The sequence below is a fragment of the Methylobacter sp. genome, from assembly GCF_004322395.1.
Taxonomy (GTDB): domain Bacteria; phylum Pseudomonadota; class Gammaproteobacteria; order Methylococcales; family Methylomonadaceae; genus Methylobacter_A.
Map to the genome: position 1 here is coordinate 1 of NZ_SCTW01000146.1, position 26,453 is coordinate 26,453.

General features: G+C 49.7%; 20 protein-coding genes. 3 read left to right on the forward strand and 17 right to left on the reverse strand.

Features of this window, described 5'->3' with window-relative positions:
- From hisC to EPO18_RS19090, 9 genes are all read right to left on the reverse strand, one after another.
- Positions 1 to 1,021: histidinol-phosphate transaminase (hisC, locus tag EPO18_RS19050; protein WP_292436183.1), on the reverse strand; the 1,021-nt coding region annotated here is incomplete at its 3' end.
- 106 nt (positions 1,022 to 1,127) lie between these two features.
- Entirely contained in the window at positions 1,128 to 2,438 is a 1,311-nt protein-coding gene (gene hisD / locus EPO18_RS19055) for a histidinol dehydrogenase (protein ID WP_292436185.1), read from the reverse strand.
- A gap of 163 nt (positions 2,439 to 2,601) precedes the next feature.
- On the reverse strand, positions 2,602 to 2,835 hold the full coding sequence (locus tag EPO18_RS19060) for a hypothetical protein (protein WP_292436188.1): 234 nt from the start codon (positions 2,833 to 2,835) through the stop codon (positions 2,602 to 2,604).
- Between the two features lie 47 nt (positions 2,836 to 2,882).
- Entirely contained in the window at positions 2,883 to 3,512 is a 630-nt protein-coding gene (gene hisG / locus EPO18_RS19065) for an ATP phosphoribosyltransferase (RefSeq protein ID WP_292436189.1), read from the reverse strand.
- Positions 3,513 to 3,521: 9 nt separating this feature from the next.
- Positions 3,522 to 4,787, reverse strand: a complete 1,266-nt coding sequence (murA, locus tag EPO18_RS19070) for a UDP-N-acetylglucosamine 1-carboxyvinyltransferase (RefSeq protein WP_292436192.1) — start codon at positions 4,785 to 4,787, stop codon at positions 3,522 to 3,524.
- A gap of 102 nt (positions 4,788 to 4,889) precedes the next feature.
- Positions 4,890 to 5,192 carry an STAS domain-containing protein gene (locus tag EPO18_RS19075; protein ID WP_292436194.1) on the reverse strand — a complete coding sequence of 101 codons (303 nt, stop codon included), beginning with the start codon at positions 5,190 to 5,192 and terminating at the stop codon, positions 4,890 to 4,892.
- The gene (mlaD, locus tag EPO18_RS19080) at positions 5,189 to 5,656 is read right to left on the reverse strand and encodes an outer membrane lipid asymmetry maintenance protein MlaD (RefSeq protein ID WP_292436198.1); all 468 of its coding nucleotides are present in this window, start codon (positions 5,654 to 5,656) and stop codon (positions 5,189 to 5,191) included. Before mlaD ends, EPO18_RS19075 begins: the two co-directional genes overlap by 4 nt.
- Position 5,657: 1 nt before the next feature.
- On the reverse strand, positions 5,658 to 6,440 hold the full coding sequence (mlaE, locus tag EPO18_RS19085) for a lipid asymmetry maintenance ABC transporter permease subunit MlaE (protein WP_292436200.1): 783 nt from the start codon (positions 6,438 to 6,440) through the stop codon (positions 5,658 to 5,660).
- Between the two features lie 62 nt (positions 6,441 to 6,502).
- Positions 6,503 to 7,333 carry an ATP-binding cassette domain-containing protein gene (locus EPO18_RS19090; protein ID WP_292436201.1) on the reverse strand — a complete coding sequence of 277 codons (831 nt, stop codon included), beginning with the start codon at positions 7,331 to 7,333 and terminating at the stop codon, positions 6,503 to 6,505.
- A 349-nt stretch (positions 7,334 to 7,682) separates the two neighbouring features.
- Between EPO18_RS19090 and EPO18_RS19095 the strand changes: the two genes are divergently transcribed.
- The 3 genes from EPO18_RS19095 (at position 7,683) to EPO18_RS19105 (ending at position 12,149) form a co-directional block, all read left to right on the forward strand.
- The gene (locus EPO18_RS19095; protein ID WP_292436203.1) at positions 7,683 to 10,451 is read left to right on the forward strand and encodes an Hsp70 family protein; all 2,769 of its coding nucleotides are present in this window, start codon (positions 7,683 to 7,685) and stop codon (positions 10,449 to 10,451) included.
- An 18-nt stretch (positions 10,452 to 10,469) separates the two neighbouring features.
- Positions 10,470 to 10,823, forward strand: coding sequence for a hypothetical protein (locus EPO18_RS19100; protein WP_292436205.1), 354 nt, complete (start codon positions 10,470 to 10,472; stop codon positions 10,821 to 10,823).
- Positions 10,824 to 10,970: 147 nt separating this feature from the next.
- Complete coding sequence (locus tag EPO18_RS19105; protein ID WP_292436208.1) at positions 10,971 to 12,149, forward strand: BaiN/RdsA family NAD(P)/FAD-dependent oxidoreductase; 1,179 nt, start codon at positions 10,971 to 10,973, stop codon at positions 12,147 to 12,149.
- Between the two features lie 126 nt (positions 12,150 to 12,275).
- Here the strand turns inward: EPO18_RS19105 and EPO18_RS19110 are convergent, their stop codons facing one another.
- From EPO18_RS19110 to EPO18_RS19145, 8 genes are all read right to left on the reverse strand, one after another.
- A complete protein-coding gene (locus EPO18_RS19110) occupies positions 12,276 to 13,493 on the reverse strand; it encodes a hypothetical protein (protein ID WP_292436209.1) in 1,218 nt (405 codons plus the stop codon).
- A gap of 173 nt (positions 13,494 to 13,666) precedes the next feature.
- Positions 13,667 to 16,369 carry a cation-translocating P-type ATPase gene (locus EPO18_RS19115; RefSeq protein WP_292436211.1) on the reverse strand — a complete coding sequence of 901 codons (2,703 nt, stop codon included), beginning with the start codon at positions 16,367 to 16,369 and terminating at the stop codon, positions 13,667 to 13,669.
- Positions 16,370 to 16,694: 325 nt separating this feature from the next.
- On the reverse strand, positions 16,695 to 18,053 hold the full coding sequence (locus EPO18_RS19120) for an alginate export family protein (protein WP_292436213.1): 1,359 nt from the start codon (positions 18,051 to 18,053) through the stop codon (positions 16,695 to 16,697).
- 19 nt (positions 18,054 to 18,072) lie between these two features.
- Positions 18,073 to 19,671 carry an MFS transporter gene (locus tag EPO18_RS19125; RefSeq protein WP_292436215.1) on the reverse strand — a complete coding sequence of 533 codons (1,599 nt, stop codon included), beginning with the start codon at positions 19,669 to 19,671 and terminating at the stop codon, positions 18,073 to 18,075.
- A 5-nt stretch (positions 19,672 to 19,676) separates the two neighbouring features.
- Positions 19,677 to 21,527 carry an amidohydrolase gene (locus tag EPO18_RS19130; protein ID WP_292436217.1) on the reverse strand — a complete coding sequence of 617 codons (1,851 nt, stop codon included), beginning with the start codon at positions 21,525 to 21,527 and terminating at the stop codon, positions 19,677 to 19,679.
- 254 nt (positions 21,528 to 21,781) lie between these two features.
- Positions 21,782 to 22,429: a hydrolase gene (locus EPO18_RS19135; protein ID WP_292436219.1), complete on the reverse strand. Its 648-nt coding sequence runs from the start codon at positions 22,427 to 22,429 to the stop codon at positions 21,782 to 21,784.
- 181 nt (positions 22,430 to 22,610) lie between these two features.
- The gene (locus EPO18_RS19140) at positions 22,611 to 25,778 is read right to left on the reverse strand and encodes an efflux RND transporter permease subunit (protein WP_292436221.1); all 3,168 of its coding nucleotides are present in this window, start codon (positions 25,776 to 25,778) and stop codon (positions 22,611 to 22,613) included.
- A complete protein-coding gene (locus EPO18_RS19145; RefSeq protein ID WP_292436224.1) occupies positions 25,775 to 26,392 on the reverse strand; it encodes a cation efflux transmembrane domain-containing protein in 618 nt (205 codons plus the stop codon). The genes EPO18_RS19140 and EPO18_RS19145 overlap by 4 nt, the downstream gene beginning before the upstream one ends.
- Positions 26,393 to 26,453: the final 61 nt, after the last annotated feature.

The window sequence follows — 26,453 nt, forward strand, 5'->3', positions numbered from 1 at the left end:
TTACCCGCAGGCAATCAGTCAGCAAGCCGCCTTGAGCGTTAAGGTTTTTAATTAAAACGCCTTGTTGTTTTATCGATGCGAAGATTTCATTTGCCTGATTTTCAGGTGTTTTAAACAGAATAAAATTAGCCGCGCTGGGATAGGCGGTAATGCCGTCCAACTCATTTAGCCGGTTGAAAACGATCGATCGTTCAGCGCAAATCTGCTGCGTTTGCCGGTCAAACAATGCGTTGTTGGACAGGGCGAAGTCAGCGCTGATTTGGGTGAGGATGTTAATATTGTAGGGCAGGCGAATCTTATGGAGTTGATCGATGATGTCCGGCGTGCCCGCAATATAACCGAGGCGTAAGCCTGCCAGTCCCAGTTTCGATACGGTACGCATCACTAACAGGTTGTCATACTGTCCTAAGCTGCCAATAAAACTGGCATCGGCAAAAGGCGCATAAGCTTCATCGATAATCACCAAACCTTTGGCGGTTTTTACGATGTCCCGGATCGACGCTTCGGAAAATAAATTTCCGGTGGGATTGTTAGGATAGGCCAGAAAAATAACCGACGGCTGATGCGTTTCTATCGCATTCAGCATAGCCGGTAAATCCAGGTCAAAGCTGTCGGCAAGTAACGGGATACCGTGGTAGCTTAGACCCAGGCACAGGCTGAGCTGTTTGTACATCACAAAACCGGGATCAGGCGCCAACACAGAAGCATTGGAAGGCAGCGCCATTAACAACAATTGAATGATTTCATCGGAACCATTGCCCAGCAGCACATCGAACTGCTCAGGTATTTGATTCAGGCGCTTGATGGTTGTTGTCAGATGTCGTGCTTCAGGGTCCGGATAGCGATTTAACGGGCAGTCTTTCAATGCTTCCAGCCAGCTTTTTTTGATGTCTTCAGGCCAGCTGTAGGGGTTTTCCATCGCATCCAGTTTGATTAAACCAGTAGCATCTGCAACTTTATAGGCAGACATCGCCAGTACTTCTTTGCGGAAAATAGAGGAAAGAAGATTATTTTTGGACATATATGAGACTCAGGGCAAAAGGTACAAGACGAAAGACGAAAGACGAAAGGCTTGGGCTCAAGCAGATGGTTCTTTTCGCCTTTCGCCCTTCATCCTTAGCCTTCTTTTAGTCTGTTTTTATTCTAAACTCCGCAGATCGTGCATGGGCAGTCAGGCTTTCGCCTCGCGCCAATATGGATGCGGTTTTGCCCAGCGCATCCGCACCTGCTTTAGAACAGTTGATCAAACTGGAGCGTTTTTGGAAATCATAAACACCCAATGGTGACGAGAACCTTGCTGTGCTGGAGGTCGGTAATACATGGTTGGGTCCGGCACAGTAATCGCCTAATGCTTCGGCGGTATAGCGGCCCATGAAAATGGCGCCGGCGTGGCGAATGTTTTTGCACAAGGTTTCCGGGTCTTCAACGGAGAGTTCCAGATGTTCGGGCGCAATAATATTAGCCACATCGGCGGCTGCGTTTAAGTTGCTGACTTTGATTAATGCGCCTCGCGTAGTCAACGATGTCTTGATTATCTCGGCACGTTCCATCGTTGGCAATAGCTTGTTGATGCTTTGTTCAACAGCGTCCAAATAAGCCGCGTCAGTACTGATCAATATGGCTTGGGCATTTTCGTCATGTTCAGCTTGTGAAAACAGGTCCATTGCAATCCAGTCGGGATTGGTTTTGCCGTCGCAGATAATCAGTATTTCCGACGGTCCGGCAATCATGTCGATGCCGACTTGCCCGAATACCAGTTTTTTCGCGGTAGCCACATAAATATTGCCGGGGCCGACGATTTTTGCCACCGGAGGAATGGTTTCCGTGCCGTAAGCCAGCGCGGCGACGGCCTGCGCGCCGCCCATCGTAAATACGCGGTCTATGCCCGACAAATAGGCGGCTGCCAGAACGAGTTCATTGGTTTCGCCATGCGGTGCGGGTACCACCATGATCAATTCGCCGACGCCCGCAACTTTAGCAGGTATCGCATTCATTAGTACTGACGAAGGGTAGGCTGCCTTACCGCCGGGCACATAAAGCCCGACGCGATCTAGCGGAGTGATTTTCTGTCCAAGAACGGTGCCGTCAGCTTCTGTATATTGCCACGATTCCATCTTTTGGTGTTCGGCATAAGCGCGAACACGGTCTGCGGCTGTTTGCAACGCTTGGGCTTGCTCTGCCGGTAATCCGTTCCAGGCCGATTTGAGGACTTCCGGCGACAGTTCCAGCTCGGAAATTTGCTTGACGGAGCGGTGATCGAAGCGGTTGGTATACTCAATAACTGCTTCATCGCCATTTTTGCGGACATCGGTAATAATAGCCAAAACACGCTGGTGAATTTCCAGGTCGTCGGCTTTATCAAAGGCCAGCAAATTGTCTAATTGGCGGATGAAATCAGCTGATGAGGCATCGAGTCGGGTGATGTTTATGTCGGACATAAGATAACCAAAATTTTAGGATGTGTTGATGTTATATATTGTCCACGAAAGACACGAAAAGCACGAAAAATCTTTAAAGTTTTACTGTTCCTGCGGTGGAGTGCCCGTTGTTATAAACAAGTGTCTGTGGTACACCGTCATTCCGGCAGGGATTCACGTCAGGCTATCCTGCTTGACGCTCTTCGGGTAAATGCAAATCTGTTCCAGACAGATTTGTGTCGGAATCCAGGGTACAGGGATGCGAGCGCTTGATTTTACTGATCAATCCCCGGTGATACTTACTGTCTGTTTTGGTATCGCCATCCATGGCTTCTGGATCCCGGCAATCCCTGCCGGGATGACGTGCATTTAAAATACTTGTGTATAGCGATGTGCGCGGAGCCTGGGAAGGATGCACAAACTTTTTCGTGCTTTTCGTGCTTTTCGTGGACATCAAATGAGTTATTAAGCTCTTTTTGCGAGCGTCTTCTCAAACTGATCAAGCAACGATTGAATCGCCTGATGCTTCATTTTCATTGCGGCTTTATTAACCACCAATCTTGAGCTGATATTCATAATCAAGTCACGAGGCTCAAGATCATTGGCCTTTAGCGTGTTGCCGGTGTCGACAAGGTCAACAATGCAATCGGAAAGGCCAACTAACGGAGCCAGCTCCATCGATCCGTACAACTTAATGATTTCCGCCTGTATGCCCAAACCGGCAAAATAGCGTTGGGTTATTTTGACATATTTGGTCGCAACACGAACCCGCCCGGCAATCGGGGGTGCATCTTTGTGTGCAGCCGTCATTAACCGGCAACAGGCGATATTCAAATCCAAAGGTTCGTACAGGCTTTCAGCGCCGTGCTCCAGCAAGATGTCTTTTCCGGCAATGCCCATATCGGCTGCACCATATTCGACAAACGTAGGCACATCGGTGGCGCGGATGATGACTAGCTGCACGTCATCCCGTGTGGTTCGTAAAATCAGTTTGCGACAGGTTTTTGGATCGTCAATCGGCGTGATGCCTGCCTCTGCCAATAAGGGCAGGGCATCCTCAAAAATTCGGCCTTTAGATACGGCGATGGTTAGCATAGTCTTACCTTATCTTGGGACGCGGCGTATCGTCGCACCCAATTGAGAAAGTTTTTCTTCGATGTGATCATAACCCCGGTCGATATGGTAAATGCGATCAACCAACGTATCCCCTTCGGCTACCAGTGCGGCTATCACAAGACTTGCCGAGGCCCTTAAATCGGTCGCCATAACCGGTGCTCCGGTCAGTTTTGCAGCGCCGGTGCAGATAGCGGTATTGGATTCCAGTTTAATGTCGGCGCCCATGCGCATCAACTCCTGAACGTGCATGAAGCGATTTTCAAACACGGTTTCGGTAATCGTGCCCACACCGTCAGCGATAGTATTCATGGCGGTAAACTGCGCCTGCATATCGGTCGGGAAGGCCGGGTAGGGCGATGTGCGCACTGAAACAGCCTTGGGCTTTTTACCGTGCATATCCAGTTTGATCCAGTTTTCACCGGTAGTGATTTCAGCGCCGGCTTCAACTAATTTTTCCAATACAGCGTCCAGAATATCGGGACGGGTGTTTTTTAGTTTGATACTTCCTCCGGTGATTGCGGCAGCAATCAAATAGGTGCCGGTTTCGATCCGGTCGGGAAGGATGTCGTAGTGGATACTGTCAAGGCCCAGCTTCTCAACGCCCTCAATGATCAGCACATCGGTACCTATGCCAGTGATTTTGGCGCCCATTTTATTTAAAAAGTGAGCCAAGTCGGTGACTTCAGGTTCCTTGGCGGCATTCTCAATAATCGTGGTGCCTTCAGCCAGGACGGCTGCCATTAGCAGATTCTCAGTGCCGGTAACGGTGATCTGTTCCAGAACCAGACGGCAGCCTTTAAGCCGGGACGCTTTGGCATGGATAAAACCGTTTTCGACGGTAATATCCGCGCCCATTTTCATAAGGCCGTTAAGATGAATGTCGACAGGGCGCGAGCCGATAGCGCAGCCGCCGGGCAATGACACATGGGCTTCGCCGAATCGAGCCACTAAAGGACCCAATACCAGTATCGATGCGCGCATGGTTCTGACCAGCTCATAGGGCGCGACAAAACTGTTGATCGTGCTGGAGTCGACTTCGATATTCATTTTCTCGTCAACAGTGAGATGAACACCCATCCGGCCCAGCAATTCCATGGTTGTGGTGATGTCGTGAAGGTGCGGTATGTTGCCGACGCTAACCGGCGATTCCGAGAGCAATGTGGCTGCCAAAATAGGTAAAGCGGCATTTTTAGCGCCGGAGATACGCAGCTCTCCAGAGAGTCGTGCGCCGCCGGTAATAATTAGTTTATCCATATAAATCTTAAGGCTAAGGGCTAAGGGCAAAGGGGGCTAAAGGAAAGTGCTTGGCTTTTTGCGCCTTTTGCCTTTCGTCTTTAGCCGTCTCTATTAGTCAGTTTAAATTGCAAAATGGCCCGATTGATCAAAGCCGCTGAGTTTGGCAAGGTTAAGCAATTGCTCGGGAATATTTTTGAAGCTTAATTGCGTTCTATTGTGCCGGGAGTATTTTATCCATTCGATCATTAACGCAAGCCCCGCACTGTCTGTGCTGGAGACGCGGCCCAGATCAATGGTAATTTCTTTGGCGCCTTTTAAAAAAGAAAATGATTGAAGAGTCTGTTTATCAATGGTTGCAAAGGTTAAATCGCCATCGATAACAAACTGTCCGGCACTTTCTTTAATAATATGCAGTCGGCTCACTTTTTTTCTTCCGCGGATTTAAACAGGAACTGGCCGAGCGCCTTTTCCAGAATAATGGCGGACTGGGTGATTTCAATTTTTCCGCCATCCTTTAAATACTCGTCCGAACCGCCCGCTTCCAGGTTGACGTATTGTTCACCTAACAAACCGGCCGTAAAAACGCTGGCGGTGGTGTCGTCAGGTAGCGTGTTATATTGCTTATCAATACTCAGTTGCACCACGGATTCATAGGTTTTAGGGTCGAAGCTGATCGCGCTGACCTTGCCAATTTTAACGCCGGCCGATGAAACGGGCGATTTAACCTTCAAACCGCCGGAGTTTTCAAAACGGGCGGTAACCGTATAACTGTCATGCTCGGTAAAAGAGCTTAAATTACTTACCTGTAGGGCAAGAAAAAACAACCCGACAATGCCTGATGCGACAAAAAGTCCGACAAATGTGTCCTGGGTACTGGTGTGCTGCATGTTAATTATCTCCAAACATGAGTGCGGTCAGAATGAAATCCAGACCTAAAATACTAAAAGCTGAATTGACTACGGTGCGCGTGGTGGCTCGGCTGACACCTTCCGAAGTTGGGATTGCATCATAGCCTTCAAATAGCGCTATCCAGGAAGCGACAAAACCGAATACGATGCTTTTGATTACGCCATTGATAATGTCATCCTGGAAATCGATATTGGCTTGCATTTGCGACCAGTAAGCGCCCTCATCGACGCCTAATAGGCCTGAGCCAACCATTTGTCCGCCGATAATGCCTACCGCGCTGAACAGCGCCGCAAGTAAGGGCATGGACAATAATCCTGCCAAAAAGCGAGGGGAAATAATGCGCTTAATCGGGTCGACGGCCATCATCTCCATACCGGAGAGTTGTTCTGTCGCTTTCATCAAACCAATTTCTGCCGTTAATGCTGAACCGGCCCTGCCTGCAAATAAAAGCGCCGACACGACTGGGCCGAGTTCCCTAACCAAAGACGCTGCAACCATGACGCCCAGTGTTTCTTCCGCGCCGAAATCGGAGAGGATGTAATAGCCTTGCAGGCCCAGAACCATGCCAACAAACAGCCCGGAAATAGTAATAATCAGGAAAGATAACACGCCGACCGAATACATCTGGTTAAGCAATAGTCTGGGTCGGGGTAGCACGCTGAGTATGCCGGAAATAATCTGTAACAGGAAAAACGTGCCCCGGCCAAGTTTGGTAAAACCGGTGCGGGTGTTTTTGCCTAAATTCTGTAGGAGTTCAATCATTTTTATTATATTTTTACAGTAGGTGTTGTTTTTTAAAGACGCATGGTACTTGCTTTCGGCCTTTAACTATAACGCTTTCCTGTCGATAACAAATCATCAACATAATCTTTGGCCGGATAGTGAAAATGCACCGGACCGTCAGCAGTTCCGTTCATAAACTGTTGCACCCAGTCGGATTCGGATTGCTCAATCTCCTTGGGCGTACCCTGACCAACAACTTTGCCTTCCGAAATGACATAAATATAGTCGGCTATCGCCGCGGTTTCCTGAACATCATGAGAAACAATGATGCTGGTTAGCCCCAAAATAGTATTCAACGACTTGATAAGATGAACCAATGCGCCTTTGGAGATGGGATCCTGGCCGGTAAAAGGCTCATCGTACATGATCATCATCGGATCCAGCGCAATGGCCCTGGCCAAGGCAATTCGCCTAGCCATGCCGCCGGAAAGTTCATTAGGCATCAGGTCACGCGCGCCCCTCAAGCCTACCGCCTGCAATTTCATCAGCACCAAAGTGCGAATCATCGATTCCGGAAGATGGGTATGCTCGCGTAACGGAAAAGCGACATTATCGAATACGTTCATATCCGTTAATAACGCACCGCTTTGAAATAACATGCCCATGCGTTTACGCAGATTGTACAGCTCGGAACGGCGTAGCCGGTGAACATTGTTGTCATCGACAATAACAGTGCCTTGTTCAGGAAACAATTGTCCGCCGATTAGTTTTAACAGAGTCGTTTTGCCCGTGCCGCTAGGTCCCATGATTGCAGTAACTTTACCGCGCTCAAATTCCAGAGAAATATCGTCAAATATTTTCTTGTTGCCGCGAGAAAACGACAAGTTTTGAACAGAAACCAGACTGTTTTGCGTGGAGACGCTGTTATCCATGCGAAGTGAATTAAATGTGGAAATTAAACGAGCTATTTTCTATGACTACTCCCTGTTAAGTCAATCTATTGTGCCGATTGTCTCAGAGCAATAGTTATATAAGGTTGAATTTGCTTGCGATGGGTGGGTCTTCGGGCAGTAGGTCTCTCCATGCTGCCGGGGTGTTGGGTGTAGTAAGCGCCATCGCATCGATATAGCGGAGGATGTAAATCTAAAATATTTCGTGTATCCTTATTTTTAGCAATTATCATGCTCCTTCGGCTTCTAAGAAAGTTGAAGGGAAATAACGAAGATAGCAGGCTCAGATTTGGAGTTTACTGCTCTTACACTAGGCCTATAAAATATCAACGTGCAAAATCCCACAGCAAATTATCTGGTCGGTATTGACCTTGGCACAACGCATACCGTTGTTGCTTATGCCAAAGCCGATAATATCAGCCAGGAAATACAAATTTTCCAAATCGAGCAGCTGATTGCTCCCGGTCAAGTTGCCGCAAGGCCTCTGCTGCCGTCGGTGCGTTATCACCCTGCAACCGGCGAATTGTCCGAAGCCGATCTCGCATTCCCCAGCGGAGGGCCGTCAGAAGGTGAAACCGCCGTTATTGGCGAGGCAGCTCGTCTATTGGGATCTAAAAGCAAAGGGCGATTTGTCACTAGCGCTAAAAGCTGGCTGTCGCACCCGTCTGTCGATCATGGTGCGGACATTCTGCCGTGGGGTAGTGGCGATGATATTAGCAAGGTTTCACCGATAGCAGCCAGCGCCAGCTATCTGTCGCATATCCGTACAGTCTGGGGACATCAATTTCCCGATGCGCCGTTGGAACAACAGGATATTGTAATTACTGTTCCCGCCTCGTTCGATGAGGCAGCCAGATCCCTGACGCTGGAAGCGGCGAAGCTTTCTGGGTTACCTAACGTCCGGTTATTGGAAGAGCCTCAAGCGGTATGCTACGACTGGTTAAGACGCCATGCCGGCACGATTAAACAAGCTCTGGCGAACGTGCATCTACTGCTGGTTTGTGATGTCGGCGGCGGCACCACCGATTTAACGTTGATCAAAGTAGAGCAGGGCGAGCAGGAGCCTAAATTAACCCGCATCGGCGTCGGCGACCATTTAATGCTCGGCGGCGATAATATCGACCTGGCCTTGGCGCATGTTGCCGAAAGCCGCTTGGGTAATGGAGAAAAACGCTTGTCGGCAGCGGATTTATCGCAGCTGATCGAGCAATGCCGGATTGCTAAAGAGCGCCTGCTGGCAGACGATGCACCGGAGCAGATCAACGTTACCTTGCTGGGCGGCGGATCCAAGCTGATCGGGGGTTCCCGTTCTGTTGTGTTGTTTAAGGATGAAGTCAGGAAAATTGCGTTGGACGGTTTTTTTCCGCTGTCAGGCCTTGATGAATTGCCGGACAGAAAACGTAGCGGCGTTGTCGAGTTTGGTTTGCCGTATGCCGCAGAACCGGCGGTCAGCAAGCATATCGCAGCGTTTCTAAAACTGCATAGCGCCGCATCCCGTGAAGCTTTAGGCGGGGAGGGCAGAGTACCCGATGCCTTGCTGCTTAACGGTGGCGTATTTCGCAGTCAGCCGATTACCCAGCGCATTGTCGATTTAATCCAATCATGGCGCGCCAGTCCGCCGGTATTGCTGGAAAATAAACATCCGGAATTGTCCGTCGCTTTTGGGGCAGTCAGCTATGCGATTGCAAGAAAAGACAAAAAGCTTAAGATCGGGGGCGGCTCGGCGCGCAGTTATTTCCTGGTGGTCGAGACCGACGACTCTACCAAGCAGCAAGGCATCTGCATCCTGCCCAAAGGCAGTGAAGAAGGCGATGAAGTCATCCTGAAAGACCGGCGTTTTGCGTTGCGTTTAGGTATGCCTGTGCGTTTTCATTTGGTTTCTTTGTCCGGTGACGGCAACTTCAAGCCGGGCGATGTGACCGAAATTACCGACTTGTTTCATTCCCTGCCGCCGCTTGCAGTGGCGTTTGAAGGAGACGACAGCAAGCCGAACGCGGAGGTTATTGTCGAATTGGCAGTTACGCAAACCGAAATAGGTACGCTGAAAATTCAATGTATTTCTGTTGAAGACAGCAGTCAGCGCTGGGATGTTGAGTTTCAAATCAGGAAAAAAGCGGCCAGTTTGCAAATAGATGCCGCATTGCCCGCCAATTTTAATCGGATCGCAGAACAAATACAGACCATTTTTGGCGCTAAATCCAAACAGGTCGATCCCAAGGCGGTCAAAAACCTGCGCGCCGACCTGGAAAAACTCACCGGCGTCGCACGTACCGAATGGACAACGCCATTGCTAAGGGCTATGTTCGGCGTCTTGTTGGAAGGAGCAAAATACCAGCGCCGCTCCGAAAATCACGAACGTGTCTGGCTGAGTCTGGCCGGTTTTTGTTTGCGCCCCGGTTTTGGTTATCCGCTGGACGACTGGCGCGTCGAGCAGTTATGGAAAAGCTATCCGCAAGGCATCCAGTTTGTTAACGAAACCCAAAACTGGACCGAATGGTGGACGCTGTGGCGCCGGATTGCGGGCGGTCTGGATACTGTGGCGCAGGAGAAGATTTTTGCCGATATTGCAAAGTTTATAAACCCAGCAGCGGCAAGACAACCCGGCGTTGCCAAGCAAATCAAAAATCGCGGTTACGACGACATGGTGAGGCTGGCAGCAGTTCTGGAACGGCTGCCGGTCGCCAAGAAAATACAATTGGGCGAATGGCTGCTAAAACGTTTGGAAAAAGCCGGCGAGCCCAGTCAAACCTGGTGGGCGGTCGGACGTATCGGAGCAAGAATGCCGTTTCACGGCAGCAGTCACAATGTCATTCCTGCCGACGTTGTTTGTCAATGGTTAAAGCAGATTTTGATTGTAGACTGGAAGAAAATCCCGCAGGCGGGATTTGCTGCTACATTGATTGCCCGGATGAGCGGCGACAGGGCGCGGGATATTGATGAAGCTATGCGTTTGCAGGTCATTGAAAAGCTAAAGCTGAGCAAAGTGCCTGTGTCCTGGGTCGATATGGTAGAGCAGTTAAAAGAGCTGGACGAAAAAGAAGAAAAACAGATTTTTGGCGAGGCATTGCCGCCGGGATTAAAACTTATCAATGAAGCGTAGCGCTTAAAGAAGGGCACAATGAAGTTAGTCAGCATCGTCATCATCGCAGGGCTTATCCTGCTGTATTTTATAGATGTAGCATTTAAACTTAACCCGTTTAATATGGAAATGTTAATACATAGCGGTCTGAGGTTCTTGATCGGCTTTTTGGTTCTCGGAATTGGGGTTTTTTATACGAATACAATCAGACTCAATTTTGCGCTTACTCTGATAATAGCTTTAACTTTGGCCGATGACATTTGGGATTACACTCGGAATGTCGACAGTTTTAACTTTGAAGTTATGCTGCATAGTATATATATGTTGGTATGGGGTTCTTTGACGGGGTATGTGCTTATGAAGCACTGGCTGGACGGTAGGCCGAAAGAATAGCAGCCAAGTTTGTCCTGAGTGCTTTGGCTATAAGTCAGCTGAGAAACATGCCGGTTGCAGACCTTCCAGGTTTTGAAAACCTGGAAGGTCTGATTCGCAATGTTCCGCCTCTGCACTACGTCTATAACAACATTTTTACGAAAAATCATGGCTGACACAGATGTCATTATCATTGGCGCGGGCGCATCAGGCCTAATGTGCGCCATCGAAGCCGGCAAGCGCGGTCGCAAGGTGCTGGTTTTGGATCATGCCAATAAAGCCGGAAAAAAAATCCTGATGTCCGGCGGCGGTCGCTGCAATTTCACCAACTATTCTATCGAGCCGAATAACTATATTTCGCATAACTCGCATTTTTGCAAGTCGGCGCTGAGCCGTTATACCCAGTGGGATTTTCTGGCGTTAATCGGGCAATACCAAATTCCTTTTCATGAACGGGATCACGGCCAATTGTTTTGCGATGAAAGCGCCAAGGACATTCTGGATATGTTATTGGCAGAATGCGAGAAAGCCGGAGTGGTTGTGCAATTGAATACCCGCATCGATTCAGTTGAACGGCGGACTGATCGGTTTCATCTTAAAACCGACAACGGCAATTTTATCTGCCGGTCGTTAGTGGTTGCGACCGGGGGCTTGTCGATACCCAAAATGGGAGCGACGCCGCTGGGCTATAAGATTGCCGAGCAATTCGGCATTAATGTGTTGCCCACTAATGCCGGTTTGGTTCCGTTTACCTTGCAGCCGGACGATAAGGAAAAATTCTCGGCATTATCGGGCATTGCTGTGCCTTGCGTAGTCAGCAATAACAAGCAGAGTTTTACTGAAAATGTTTTGTTTACGCATCGCGGTCTAAGCGGTCCTGCGATTTTACAGATTTCATCCTATTGGCGCGCCGGAGAGGAGGTTGTGATTAACTTGCTGCCTCAGGTAAGTCTGGAGGCTGAGCTTAAAGCCAGGCGTCAGCAAAAGCTCAAAAACAAGTTGAAAACGATTTTGGAAAGCTATTTACCGAAGCGGTTGATTGGTGTTTTTTTGCCAGAGGACTTGCTGGATTTGTCGTTGCAGGATTTGTCGGACAAACAGATTCAGCGGGTTGCGGACCGGATTAACAGCTGGACAATCAAGCCCAACGGTACCGAAGGTTATCGTACCGCTGAAGTGACTTCCGGCGGCGTTGATTGCGATGCGGTTTCTTCCAAAACCATGGAAAGCAAGCAGGTGCCGGGGCTTTATTTTGTCGGTGAAGTGTTGGATGTAACCGGTTGGTTGGGTGGCTACAATTTTCAGTGGGCATGGTCGTCAGCCTGGTGTGCAGGCCAATATTGTTGACTTGACAAGTTTTGGTCAAGCGGCCAGAGATGAAAGGCTTAAGTCAATAGCGCAGGCTAATCGGTAGAATACGCGGAGCATATCCTACCGAATTGTTGTCAGAGAGACGTTATTTTTAAAGATGATTTATTTTTTCGGTCTGAGCTTGCTATAAAAACCTTTTAGTTTTCCTGGCGCTTTTTGATCGTCAGGCTGTTGATCTGCACTTGATGGCTGCGTTTCACTTGATGTTTCGGCTGTCCATTGTGGCTCTGTTTTAACCGGCTGTTGCTTTTTGCCAAACAGATTCTTGATTTTTCCAAGCGATCCTTTAGCAGGAGTAACCGGTTGTTGTTCCAGATCTGAAGGTGCGGATGAAGTTTCTTCCTCGACCGGCTGCGAATTCATGTCCGGGAACGCGGGGATAACGGCTTCATCAGTCGTTGTTAATTCAATTTGTGTTTCTTCTTCCGAAGGCACTGAGGCTTGCGGTTCTTGAATAACTTGCTCGACCTGTTTTTCCGGCACAGGTTGGGCGATCAAAGTCTCTTCAATAGCTGGAGGAGCTGTATGCTGAATTGGCTGTTGGTAAATCTCAACAGGCTTAACAACCGGTTGTGCCGGTTCGGGCGCTAGGCGTTGCGTCGTAACAGGTTGGAAGTTTTTAAGGGTTTCGGATAAAATCTGCTGAGCGTTGTTCTGTTGTTGCAGTATTGCTCTTTGTTCTTCCAGCGTTTGTTCCAGTTTGGAAAGCTGATTGGTGTGAGCCGCTAACGTCGTTTGCAGCACCTCAAGCAGCGCCTCTTTTTCAACCAGTTTTACCGTTTGTTCAGCCAATTTTGCCGTTTCTGCCTGACAGGTTTGCTGTAACTCAATTTTTGCTTGCTGCTCGGTACGCAGGCGCTCTATTAGTTGAGTAACGACTTTATCATGTTGTTGCCATAACGAGTCTGCTTTAACATCTTCGCTTGCAAGTAACGGCCGTTCGCCAAGATCAAAATTTGTCGCCAGCGTCTGAATGGTTCCTGCAACCTGCTGGTTGCGTTGATATATCAGCTGCTCTAGCGCCAAAGCCCGTTGTGTTTCGTCTTGAGCAGCATGTTGAGCTTTTTCCATCTGCTCAACAGTCTCCGCTAATGCCTCTTGACTCTGTTGTAGTTGTTGTTGCATCGCATTGAGACTTTCAAAGCCGGCTTTTTCGCTGGCAGCTTTCTTTCTTTTTAAGGAAGCAATCCTGATGCTGTATAGCGTCGCCGTCAGTAACCAGACCGCTGCCGCTAATGCTGCCGCGTATAATGGATTGTTTAGGGTAGTGAGATACCATTCGGAAAGAAGCGATTTGATAAAAGGCAGATAGGTTTGCATGGGAACTCCTCAATAAAAAGACTATTTTATATTGTACTAGGAGCAAAGTTGTGATGCTGATATTTAATCAATAGATCATGATTTTTGCCGCTTTTAAATTAGTTAAGCGGTAAAAGTTGTCGCGTCCGCATCCATCGTTATGGATTTAAAGCTACTTGAGGTTTATTTTGGTCTCAATTCTTCTTTGTCCGGGGGCTGCGGATGACTTTTCTAAGCTCCAGGGCAATCAGCGGTATGAATCCAACCCCGATCCAGGCTGCGCATTGATTTAACGTAACCGGTCCGATCTGAAGCAGTGTTTGCAGCATGGGGACATAGTGCATCGCCAACTGCAAGGCGAAGCTCACCGCGACAATCAGAAACAAGCGCATATTGGAGAACAAGCCAATCTGCCAGAGGCTGCGCCGCTCGCTCCGAGCGCCGAATGAGCGCAGCAGTTCGGCGATCACCAAGGTAGTAAAGGCGGCATCGCGGGCTTGCTCAAGGCTGTCGTTGATGTAGAGTTCATAGGCAAACATGCCGAGAGTGACGCCGGCGGTCAGCAAGCCGGTAAACAGGATTAATGTGAGGAAATCCCGGTTGAATAAACCCTCTTGGGAACTTCGCGGCGGGCGATTCAACACGCCGGGGTCAATCGGGTCCGTCGCCAGGGCGAGCGCCGGCAAGCCGTCCGTTACCAGGTTGATCCACAGAAGATGCAACGGCAAAAGGGGGAGGGGCCAGCCCAGAAGAACCGCGCTCAGCATCACGATTAATTCGCCGGTATTGCCGCCCAGCAGATAGGCCAGCGTTTTGACGATATTGTCATAAATGCCCCGCCCTTCTTCTACGGCGGCGACGATGGAGGCAAAGTTGTCATCGGTGATAATGATGTCGGCGGCCTCCTTGGTCACTTCGGTGCCGGTGGTGCCGCCCATGGCGACGCCGATGAACGCCTCCTTGATCGCAGGGGCATCGTTAACGCCATCTCCGGTCATCGCCACTACTGCGCCCTGCGCTTTCCATGCGCGGACAATACGGAGCTTATGCTCGGCGGTAACGCGCGCGTAAACCGAAACCTGTGATACGCGTTCTTTCAATGCTCCGTCGTCCAAGCGGTCAAGCTCGGCTCCTACGAGAACTTCGTCGCCCTTGTCCAAAATACCCAATTCATGGCCTATTGCCCGTGCAGTTTCCGGATGATCGCCGGTGATCATCACGGTTTTGATGCCGGCCCGTATGCACTTGATCACGGCTCCCATCGCCTCGGGGCGTGGCGGATCCTGCAAACCTACGAGCCCCAATAGGGTGAGTTCCCGCTCGATCTCGGCATCGTTTACACTCTCGCCTTCTTCTAAACTGAAGCCGTCCAGGCGGCGCTCAGCGATGGCAAGCACGCGCAGGGCATTGTGCGCCAGTAATGTATTAGTATGGAGTAGCCAGTTGCGGTCGCTCTCGGTTAGTTCCCTGACTCCCTGGCCGGTACGGATCAGGGTGCAATGGCTGAAAATAACTTCAGGTGCGCCTTTGACGAATGCCCAGGCATGGTTTTCCTGACGACGGATGACAGTCATGCATTTGCGGTCGGAATCGAAAGGCACAGTAGCCAAGCGCGGCATCTCAACTTCGATGGCCGCGCGGGTAATGTTGCCTTTGGCTGCCGCCGCTAGCAGCGCTCCCTCAGTAGGATCGCCCACTATTCCAGGCCGGTCGTCTATCAGGGTCAGTTCGGCATCGTTGCAGGCGGCCGATGCGCGCAGCAAGGCCAGGAGATCGGGGTTTTCTGACGGCAGGGTTTTCACATTGCCGACAAAGAACGCGCCTTCGGTAGAGTAACCTTCGCCGGTGACGCGATACAAATTTTTCGAGGTAATTAACTTGCGGGCCGTCATTTCCCCCATCGTCAGCGTGCCGGTCTTGTCCGTGCAGATAACCTGAGTCCGGCCAAGTGTTTCAACCGAGGCCAGACGCCGCACCAAGACATGACGCTGCACCATGCGCTGCATGCCCAAAGCGAGAGCGACAGTCACCACCGCCGGTAAACCCTCGGGAATGGCTGCTACCGCAAGACTTACCGCGCTCAAGAAAAGCTCAAACGGTGCAATTCCCCGTAGTAGTCCGAGGCCGAAAATCAGCGCGACGATGCCTAAACAAGCCCATAACAACAGCCGTGCTACCCGGTTAAGTTGACGTTGCAGCGGAGTTTTTCCGCTTTCGGATGTCTCCAGAAGTTTGGCAATGCGGCCGAGTTCCGTCTCCATCCCGGTATTAACTACCAAGGCACGGCCGGTGCCTCCCGTCACGCTGGTGCCGAGGAAGACCATATTGTTTCGCTCCGCCAGAGGCGTAAGCGGAGGCAAGGTGCCGGTGAATTTGTCTACCGCTTGCGATTCACCGGTGAGCGGCGCTTCATTGATGCGAAGAACGGATGCCTGGATCAGTCGAGCGTCCGCAGCGACCAGATCCCCGCCTTCCAGCAGCAGGATATCGCCCGGAACGATTGCAGTCGCGGCGACTACTATGTTATGGCCGTCGCGCACCACCCGGCAGCGGGGTGCTGTCAAATGAGCTAATGCTGCCGCCGCCCTCTCGGCGCGGTACTCCTGAAAGAAGCCGATTATTGCATTCAAAATAACGATGGCAATAATGGCGATGCCGTCTATGGTTTCGCCCAGTGCAACAGAAACCGCCGCCGCGCCAATTAGCACCCAAATGACCAGACTTTTAAACTGGCTTACAAAAATGACCAAGGCCGAAAAACGTTTGCCTTTGCGTAGTTTATTTTGTCCGTACCGGGCGAGCCGCTTTTTTGCTTCATTGGCAGAAAGCCCCTGCTTCACATCGGTAGCAAGAAGGCTTGCGGCTTCGGTAATCGATAGCTTGTGCCATGCATTCATAGTGCTGTTTTCCCGTAAACATTAGGAATGTCGGTATACGTCACAGCCTCGACATATTCCAGGACAGCCCTTTCCTTGTTACCAAACAACTCGCTCTCTTGCCATCGTTCAAGGGTCGCTACCTTGTTCATGGAGCCCGTTCATTTTTGCTGATTCCCAATCTCCGGATGGGGAACCTCGAAAGGCTAGGCTATGGCTTTGCGAGACAGGAAGCTGGAGCCCTTCGATTGGCTCAGGACAGGTTTCCCTTACCGAATTTCCAGGCTTGAGCTTGGGAACTAGCGAGAAACTCTTATCAAAAAAATACTTTAACAAATTTCAGTTATCAAAATACAAAATTCAATTGCGCCCTAAAATAATCGGTATCTTTTCCGCCGGCTTGCTCGATGACCGGCCCGGCAAAAAAATGGCTGTAACTTAAGCTTAAGCCAAGATGTTTATTGATTTCCCAATCCACATTTTCGGTCAGTGCATGGGTGACGAATTGACCGCCAACGCCTAGCGTCTGTGTTAAAGGATTAAGGCCGCGCACGTAAACTGCATCGTATTTAGACAACCGCCAAAAAAAGTTCCAGTCAACAGAAAACCGAACGCTTTCGATGGGCTTTATTGATAGGCTCGGGTCAAAATTATAGAAATTCTCGGGGGCCAGAATGGCCGCTTCCTCGAAATAGGAAAGATTGGGATAGAGCGGATTGAAGGTGTTGAGTTCCTTATCGTTGGGATTGTCATCGCCGCTGGCAATATTGGCGCTCAGGCCAAGGCGCGGTTTCCATTTTAACGAATCAAACGTAAATCCGGTTATCGAGGCGGCTGTCCAGGCGTTGATAGTCAAATTCCCAAAAGAGCCGGTTTGATATATCCCTTCAAAATTCCAATCCCATCCTGCACGATTGCCAAATAGGCGAGTACCGAAAGAATGCCGGGTTTCATCGGCAATCATTTGCTGATAGGCAGAATCTCTACGTTTAAGACCGATATAATAAAATTCAGCCTTTGTAGAATTTAATGACCACTTGCTGTTAATTCCCCAAACCTTTTCCTTGGGATCTCCATAATCATCGAAACTATTCTGTTTTACTTTGACCTCTTCTAAACCAAAAACGTCCAGGTCAAGAGTATTGCTTTTCAGCATGACGCGCAAACCATCAAAAGCCCTGCGGACATTTTGCCCTTCGCGTACGCTAATTAGCCTGGACGATCCCAGTGAGAACTCCTGTCTCCCAAACCGGGCGGTTACCGCTTCATAATTCAGGTCAAAAAATCCCTGTTGCAAATCGGCGCTATCTTTATCGAACGGCCTGGTTCCCAGCCCATCATTGTTTGACAGATAGCTTCCGAATTGAACAAAAGCCCTGAACTTATCAGTCGCATGAAAATCTGCATGCACTAAAAAGCGATGCAGGAATTGAGTGCCATCGCCATGCGGATTGAAACCCAAAAGATCGTTATCATAAACATTGATGCGCTCACGAAAATTACCGCCTAAAGAGAGGTACACATCATTGCGGCCACTCAAAAGAGACTGGTATTTTATTTTTTCGTACGCGTTTTTATTCGGCTTACTTGCTAAATACCGGTAATCCTCTTCCCATCTGTTGCTGGACAAAACGGGTTCATTATCCTGGGCAAACCCCTTAGCGCTTATTATCAATAAGAAAAAAGTGATTATCGGCTTTTTCATATTGAATGTGTCTCCGCGATTAAGATTTCACCGGAAAATCAGCGGCAATATAGTGAGTCACTTTCGGTGGCTCCTGACCTTGATGAAAAACCAATACTTGGTCTTGCAGGACTTTATCGGCATTAGGCACGCGTTCATGATGACGTAGGTGTTGAGCCCAATTGTCTTCCATAAAATATTCAAGATACTGCCCTGGTGTTTCGGTGTTTTCGAAAACTCCCCACCTATAAACGCCATTGCGCATCCGAACAGTCTTTAGTCGATATATGGCCTTCAAAAAAGCCTGTTTGTCATCTGGGTTGACTTGGTAACAAATAGTCACCATCACTGGGCCTTGCTCAAAACCGACTGGTTGAGCTGCCATAGGCACCGGCCAATGCAATGAAGGCGTTAAATCCATCTCTCCGCCTTGTTGCAGCTTTAATCTACAAGTAAGCAACAGAAATATCACGGCGCCTACAGCGGCACCGTACATGGCGTAACTGACAGAATAGAGGTTCGCCACCCAGCCCCAAAAGGCAGAGCCTAAGCTGATGCCGCCAAAGAAGACCATCAAAAAAACCGCTAATCCTCTCGCTCTCACCCAATCCGGCAAAGATTGTTGCGCCGAGATATTGATGCTGGATAACACCAACACCCAACTGACCCCAAAGATAAACCCGGCAGCTATCGCCTGCCACTGAGATGAAACTACGGAGAAATAAGCAGTCACAGCTGCCGTTCCCAAAGAGCCGATCACGACCACTCTGTTGACTTTAAACCAGCGTTTTACGGTTGGTAGGCATAATCCTGCTAACACGCCGCCAGCACCTATGGCTGCCATCAGATTGCCAAAAAAGGCGGCATCTCCGTGCAGGTGTTCTTTGGCGATGACCGGAATCAATCCCCAAAATGCATTAGCGAAAAACATAAACCCGAAAGCATGCATCATCGTCGCTTGCAGAGGCTTACTGTAGAGCGAATAGCGAATGCCGGCTCTTATCGCCCACCAAATCTTTTCGTTGGGAATGCTTGAAGTGCTGTTTGATTGCTCTTGCTTGCGTGAAAGTGTGGCGAGGATGATCGCAATAAAACTCAGCGCATTAACTGCAAATGGGGTTGGCAAACCATATTTCGTCACTAAAACCCCGGCTATGGCGGGGCCTATTGCCCGGCTGAGATTAATATTGATACTGCCTAATGCGACGGCCTGCGAGAGGTGTGCTTTCGGCACAGTTCCTGGTACTAAAGCTTGCCATGCTGGAGCAGTAAATGCCGCGCCGGCGCCCAGCAAAAACGTTAATATCAATATACCTTGCGGCGATATATCCTGTTTCCATACCAGGTAGGCAAAAACAGCCGCAGTTAACATCATCAGGGCATTGGCGGTCATTATCAGTTTACGGCGGTCGATAATGTCAGCCAAAGCCCCGGCAGGAAGCGCCAGTAAAAAGAACGGTAGCGTTGTGGCGGATTGCACCAATGCCACCATCAGCGGCGATGTCTGTAAATCAGCCATTAGCCAGCTTGAGGCTACCGAATTCATCCAGGTACCCGTATTTGAAATTAACGCAGCCAGCCAAAATATTGTGAACGCTCTGTATTTAAAAGGTGCGAGAGCTGATTCTTTGTTTTCCATTGCCGCTAGAAGGCAAAACAGGTGCAACCAAGACTTCCCCAAAACGGATCGCGTATGGCTAAAGCCCCGTGATTTTTATCGCTATGCCCATGTGAATGCTGGTGCGATCCATGAATTGCGCAAGAAAAGTTTTGCGTGAATTCGGAAACGAGTTTGGGATGGTCTTGGTAATAACCGCCATAACGGCCCACCGGCGACCAGTCGGGTGATACCGGGGGCAAGGGCGGATCAAATTGATTGAAGTCTTGACCGGCATACACAATATTGCCGCCGACAACGGTCATCACTGAGACGAGTTGTTTGATGGCTTCAACTTCAATCGCCATAAAATCATCCGATAGCACAGCAAAATCGGCAAATTGACCAAGGCTAAGCGTTCCTTTTTGCTGTTGTTCTCCCGAAAACCAGGCGCTACCGGCAGAGTATAAGCGTAATGCTTCATCCCGGCTTAGGCAGTTCTTTTCGCTGGAAAGCGCTGTGCCGCCGACGGTTTTACCGCTGACCAGCCAATATAATGAAACCCAGGGATTAAAGCTGGAGACGCGGGTGGCGTCTGTGCCTGCTCCGACAGGAACACCCATCGCCAGCATGTCTCGGATTGGAGGCGTGGCGTCCGCAGCGGCTTGACCGTAGCGTTGGATGAAATACTCACCCTGAAACGCCATCCGGTCTTGAATCGCAAAGCCTCCGCCCAGTTTTGCCGTGCGCTCGATATTGCGCTGTGACACCGTTTCCGCATGATCGAAGAACCAGCGTAAGCCGTCAAAAGTTATGTCATGGTTGACGCGCTCGAATACATTTAAAAAGTGATTAATCGATTCGTCATACGTTGCATGGATACGGAACGGCCAACGCTTTTCAACTAATAAGCGCATAACAGTCTCCAACTCCATTTCCATATTGGAACCCAATTCAGGTTGCGGTTCCTGGAAGTTTTCAAAATCGCAGGCTGTCCAGACAATATTCTCACCCGCACCGTTCATTTGTAGAAAACTATCGCCTGCGCCGGGTGCAATCAGATCGACCCAAGAAGCAAAATCCTGGTATTCCTTGCCTGCTGTTTGTGCGAATAAATTATAGGCAATTCGCACGGTTGACCAGCCTTGCTCATGCACATGCCGGATGACTTCATAGTCCTGCGGATAAAATTGTTTGCCGCCCCCTGCATCGATAGCGCTGGTGATGCCCAAGCGGTTCAACTCGCGCATGAAATGCCGGGTGGAATTGACCTGATCTTCGAACGATAACAGAGGTCCTTTAGCCAAGGCAGCATATAGCACCAAGGCATTTGGCCTGGCGATCAGCAATCCGGTTGGATTGCCTTGGGCATCTTTTTGGATTTCGCCTCCGGCAGGATTAAGCGTGTCTTTATCGTAGCCCATGGCACGTAGTGCGGCTTTGTTGAGCATCGCAAAACCGTACAGGTGCAGGATAAAAACGGGAGTATCGGGAGCAGCGTCGTTGATTTCCGCCAAAGTCGGCAGGCGTTTTTCCTTAAATTGAAATTCATTCCAGCCGCCAACGACCCTTACCCATTGCGGTGCAGGTGTCCGCTCGGCTTGTGTTTTCAGCATAGCCAGCGCGATGCTTAAACTCGGCACGCCATCCCAGCGCAATTCCATATTAAAATGCAGGCCGCCACGTATGATGTGGAGATGGGAATCGTTCAAGCCAGGAATTACTCTGCGTTGATTCAGGTCGATAATTTGCGTGGTAGCACCCGCAAGTTTCATGATTTCATCGTTATTCCCTAACGCCGATATTTTGCCTTCTGCAATCGCCAGTGCGGATACTTCGGGCTGTCTTTTATCCAGGGTAGTAATTTTTCCGTTGTGTAAGATAAGATTAAGTGTCATATGAAACCTCATGATAGTTGGTCGTTACGGACAACCGTTCTCGATTTTCAGACCTGCTAAGGATTTCGCTAAAAATAACTTCCGTTTATGGTTCCCATGCACTGAGTCACTGCCTATTAAGTTAAGCACAAAGGCACAGTAGGAGCGGGCCATGCCCGCGAGCGATACAGACTTGCAGCACTTTCATCGCGGGCATGGCCCGCTCCTACAAAGCTTAACTTAATGGCAGTGACGCTCTGCGTGGGAATGATGAGTTATTTTTTACCTTCCGAAGCGTGTTCGCCTAACGCCCACTTTGAAAAACGCACCTGGATACCATAAGGCGAATGCGCGCGGAGGATATCCATAACACCCTCATAGGTTTCACCGCGTGCCCAATCCTGCTGAAGTTCAAAACAAACCTGCAAAGAGGTTACCGGTATAGCACCAGCCTGCACGAGTCGTTGAACCGCACGCTCATGCGCTTCTTTAGACACATCTCCGCAAGCATCGGTCGCTATATAAATCTGATAGCCTTCCTTTAGCATGTCCAGGGTAGGGAACATGACGCAAGCCTCCGTCCACAAACCGGCAAGAACAATTTTTTTTCGGGCTGTTGCTGTCACGGCTTTCCGAAAACCGTCATCTAACCAAGCGTTGATGCTGGTGCGATCAATAACAGTCAGGTTTGGAAATAACTCAGTGACTTCGGGCATGAAAGGACCTGAAAAGCTATCTTTTGCCACTGTAGAAATTACAACGGGCAACTTAAACACAAGCGCGGATTTGGCTAAAACTTGCACATTATGGACTATGCTTAAGCGGTCATGGGATTCAACGCCTTGAAACATCGCAGGTTGGAAATCAATTAGAACCAATGCAGTATCTTGGGAATTAATCATATTGAGGTATGGGTTTGACATAAAGGCTCCTACAGTTAAAAAAAGGTAATCAGTAACTTTTTTTTATAGGTTTGCTCTGAATCAATTCAAGATGACATCGTTTTATCAGGCGGTTATTAAGCAGGATAGAAAACTCAACGTCTTAAAACAATAAGCGCTGTTACATAAGTAAATGCCTTACTTCGCAAAAGTCCCAGAGGGTTTATAACTCGTGGCTTGCTAATCCCACCCTCGACTTACGCTCTTCATGGAACTGCAAAGCCAGACTGTAGATGACCGGAAATACCAGCAAGCTCAATATCAGCACAGTCAGCATCCCGCCTAATGCAGGAGCCGCAATGCGTTGTGTGACATCCGCACCCGCACCGCTGGCCCACATAATCGGAATAAGTCCGACTATGTTGGCAAGAGCGGTAATCGCCACAGGCCGCACCCGCAGGGCTGTGGCGGCCTCGCTGGCGGCTTTGATTTCAGCGCCGGTCAAGGGAGCCTGTTTTTTCTGCCGTAGTTTTTCGACTTCAATATCGATAAAACTCAGCACCATAACGCCGGTTTCGGCCGCGGTACCGGCGAGCGCGATAAAACCGACATAAACCGCGACCGACAGGTTGAAGCCCATCCAGTACACCAGCCAGATGCCGCCGATAAGACTAAACGGAATAGTCAGCATAACAATGGCCGGCTCGGTGATATTGCGGAATGCGCAATACAGCAGCACAAAAATCAGCAGCAGTGTGAGCGGTACGACTATACGCAACCGTTCTGCCGCCCGTTCCATGTATTCGAACTGGCCCGACCAAGAAACGGTATAACCGGCGGGAATGTTGACTTGCTCGGCCAGTTTTTGTTTCGCCAGCGTGACAAATCCGCCTATGTCGGACGTCTTGATGTCCACATAGACCCAGGCATTGGGTCTTGCATCTTCGGTTTTAATCACATCGGTGCCGCGGGTGAAATTAATATCGGCTACCAGTGCCAAAGGTATTTGGCTGCCTGTTGGGGTGGGGATTAATACGCGCTGTAACGCTTCCAGGTTGTCGCGCAGATCGCGCGGATAGCGCACATTGACCGGATAACGCTCCAGCCCTTCAACGGTTTCGGTGATATTCATGCCTCCGATAGCGCTTTGAATGACGTCCTGCACATCGCCTGTGGTCAAACCGTAACGCGCCGCCGCTTCCCGGTTGATGTCGAAATCCAGGAAATAGCCGCCGACCGCCCGGTCGCCGTATGCCGACAGCGTTTCCGGCAAGGTCTTCATCGCCTGTTCGATTTGCAAGGCCAAGGTCTGCAACACGTTCAGGTCGGGGCCGGAAACTTTGATACCTACCGGTGTTTTGATGCCGGTAGACAGCATATCGATACGGTTTTTAATCGGCATCGTCCAGGTATTAGCTAGGCCTGGAAAATGAATGGCCTTGTCCATTTCATCCATCAGTTGCCGAGCGGTTTTGTCAGGATCAGGCCATTGGTCTTGGGGTTTTAGCTGCACGGTCGTTTCCACCATCATTAGCGGGGCCGCGTCGGTTGCCGTTTCAGCCCTGCCGATCTTGCCGAATACCTGTTGCACTTCGGGAAACGTTTTCAGCATCTTGTCGGTTTGCTGTAACACTTCTTTGGCTTTGGTGATCGATATTCCGGGGAATGTGGTCGGCATATATAAAAGATCGCCTTCATACAACGGCGGCATGAATTCGCTGCCGATATTGGACAATGGGTATAGCGTCGATGCCATCAGCAGGGCAGCCAGTATGACCGTTATCGCCCGCCAGCGCATCGCCAGTTTTAAGACCGGCGCGTGAATAAAATGCAAAAAACGGTTGATCGGGTTTTGGTGCTCGGGAATGATCTTGCCGCGGATAAAATACCCCATCAACACCGGCACCAGTGTGACTGTCAATATGGCTGCGGCCGCCATCGCATAGGATTTGGTAAAAGCCAACGGGCTGAACAGCCGGCCTTCCTGCGCTTCCATCGTGATAATCGGCAGGAATGAAACAGTGATGACCAGCAGCGAGAAAAACAGGCCGGAGCCTACTTCCGTAGAGGCGTTGCCTATCGCTTGCCAGCGTTCCTTTGGGGTTAGTTCTGCCTGTTTTCTTTCAACAGCTTCAGCCAGATGCTTATGCGCATTCTCAACCATCACCACCGCCCCATCGACCATATCGCCAATCGCCAGCGCAATGCCGCCCAGCGACATGATGTTGGCGTTTATGCCTTGCCATTTCATGACGATAAAAGCCATCAACACGCCCAGCGGCAAGGTGACAATAATCACCATCGATGATCTTAGATGCAGCAGAAACAAGGCGACCAATGCACAGACAATGATCAGTTCCTGAATCAGCGCGGTATTCAGCGTGTCCACCGCGCGTTCGATTAAACTGCCCCGGTCGTAAACAGTTACGATTTCAACCCCTTCCGGCAAGCCTTTTTTGAGTTCATCCAGTTTTTTCCGCACATCCTGAATAGTCTCTTGGGCATTTTCGCCAAAGCGCATAATCACTACACCGCCGGCAACTTCGCCTTCGCCATTCAGTTCCGTCACGCCCCGGCGCAGCTCCGGGCCAATCTGGATATGCGCGATATCCTGCAAGCGTATCGGCGTGCCGTTGACATCGACGCCGACCGGTATGGTTTTCAGATCGGCGATGGATTTGATATAGCCCAAGCCCCTGACCATATATTCGGTTTCGCCCATTTCAAACAGGCGGCCACCGACATCGTTATTGGAACGCTTGATCGCATTGATAACCGTGGATAAAGGAATCTGATACGCTTGCAGGGCGTTGGGATCGACTTCCACTTGATATTGCTTGACGTAGCCGCCCACGGACGCGACTTCGGATACGCCGGAAACGGTTTGTAGCGGATAGCGCAAATACCAGTCCTGAATGGAACGCAGCTGCGCCAGATCGTGCTTGCCGCTTTTATCGACCAGCGCGTATTCGTAAATCCAGCCTACGCCGGTGGCATCGGGGCCTAAGGTCGGCGTGACGCCCTGCGGCAATCGGCCTTTAACGTAATTGAGATATTCCAGAACTCGCGATCTGGCCCAGTACATATCGGTGCCGTCTTCAAAAATCACATAAACGAATGACAGGCCGAAGAAAGAATAACCGCGCACCACTTTGGCATGAGGCACTGCCAGCATCGCGGTTGTTAACGGATAAGTAATCTGGTTTTCTACCACCTGCGGCGACTGATCCGCATAGTCGGTGAACACGATAACCTGCACATCGGACAAATCCGGTATTGCATCCAACGGCATGTTTTTAAAAGACCAAAGCCCGGCCAGAGCCAGGATAATCGCACCGAGCAGCACCATAAAACGGTCTTTCAATGCGCTATTGATGATGAAATCAGTCATGACAAACTTCCCTTCAATTCTTTAAGCGCGGAACGGATAACGCGGAAAGAAGAGTTGAGTAGCAACATGACCAGACAGGATGCGACAAAAATATCGGCCCATCCTGATTCAAAGAACCAAACAGCGCCTGCTGCAATGAATACTGACAGGTTTGATGCTATATCGTTTCTTGAACATTCCCAGACAGAACTCATGTTGATGTCTTCGTTCCTGTGCTTCCATAAAAGAAACAAACACAGCGAATTTGCAAGCAAACCTGCCAAACTGAAAATGCCCATGATTTCGTAAGACGGCAATGCAGGAATAATAAGTCGTTGAATTATCTGTACCAAGACCACACAAGCCCCGATAAATATCAATCCACCCTTAAACAAAGCCACTTTCGCCTTAGTCGCCGTGCCTTGAGAGATGGCGTACAAACTCAATCCATAGGTTAACGCGTCGCCAAGATTATCTAAGCTATCCGAGAGTAGAGCTGTCGAGCGCCCATAAAACGCCGCTCCCGCAATAATAACGAACATCACAGTATTGACAGCAAGCACCGCTTTAAGCGTTCCGCGCTGTCTTTCGCGCAATTTTTCAATTGCACAATTATTGTCGCAACACGAAGCCATATTAAAATCTCCGAAATAACTTAACTTGCGGCGGAAGCACATCCAAAGCATGAGAACGAAA

Coding starts and splice junctions, on each gene's coding strand:
- hisD (WP_292436185.1), bottom strand. CDS start 2,438: ATGTCCGACATAAACATCACCCGACTCGATGCCTCATCAGCTGATTTC.
- hisG (WP_292436189.1), bottom strand. CDS start 3,512: ATGCTAACCATCGCCGTATCTAAAGGCCGAATTTTTGAGGATGCCCTG.
- murA (WP_292436192.1), bottom strand. CDS start 4,787: ATGGATAAACTAATTATTACCGGCGGCGCACGACTCTCTGGAGAGCTG.
- mlaD (WP_292436198.1), bottom strand. CDS start 5,656: ATGCAGCACACCAGTACCCAGGACACATTTGTCGGACTTTTTGTCGCA.
- mlaE (WP_292436200.1), bottom strand. CDS start 6,440: ATGATTGAACTCCTACAGAATTTAGGCAAAAACACCCGCACCGGTTTT.
- EPO18_RS19090 (WP_292436201.1), bottom strand. CDS start 7,333: ATGGATAACAGCGTCTCCACGCAAAACAGTCTGGTTTCTGTTCAAAAC.
- EPO18_RS19100 (WP_292436205.1), top strand. CDS start 10,470: ATGAAGTTAGTCAGCATCGTCATCATCGCAGGGCTTATCCTGCTGTAT.
- EPO18_RS19105 (WP_292436208.1), top strand. CDS start 10,971: ATGGCTGACACAGATGTCATTATCATTGGCGCGGGCGCATCAGGCCTA.
- EPO18_RS19110 (WP_292436209.1), bottom strand. CDS start 13,493: ATGCAAACCTATCTGCCTTTTATCAAATCGCTTCTTTCCGAATGGTAT.
- EPO18_RS19115 (WP_292436211.1), bottom strand. CDS start 16,369: ATGAATGCATGGCACAAGCTATCGATTACCGAAGCCGCAAGCCTTCTT.
- EPO18_RS19120 (WP_292436213.1), bottom strand. CDS start 18,053: ATGAAAAAGCCGATAATCACTTTTTTCTTATTGATAATAAGCGCTAAG.
- EPO18_RS19125 (WP_292436215.1), bottom strand. CDS start 19,671: ATGGAAAACAAAGAATCAGCTCTCGCACCTTTTAAATACAGAGCGTTC.
- EPO18_RS19130 (WP_292436217.1), bottom strand. CDS start 21,527: ATGACACTTAATCTTATCTTACACAACGGAAAAATTACTACCCTGGAT.
- EPO18_RS19135 (WP_292436219.1), bottom strand. CDS start 22,429: ATGTCAAACCCATACCTCAATATGATTAATTCCCAAGATACTGCATTG.
- EPO18_RS19140 (WP_292436221.1), bottom strand. CDS start 25,778: ATGACTGATTTCATCATCAATAGCGCATTGAAAGACCGTTTTATGGTG.
- EPO18_RS19145 (WP_292436224.1), bottom strand. CDS start 26,392: ATGGCTTCGTGTTGCGACAATAATTGTGCAATTGAAAAATTGCGCGAA.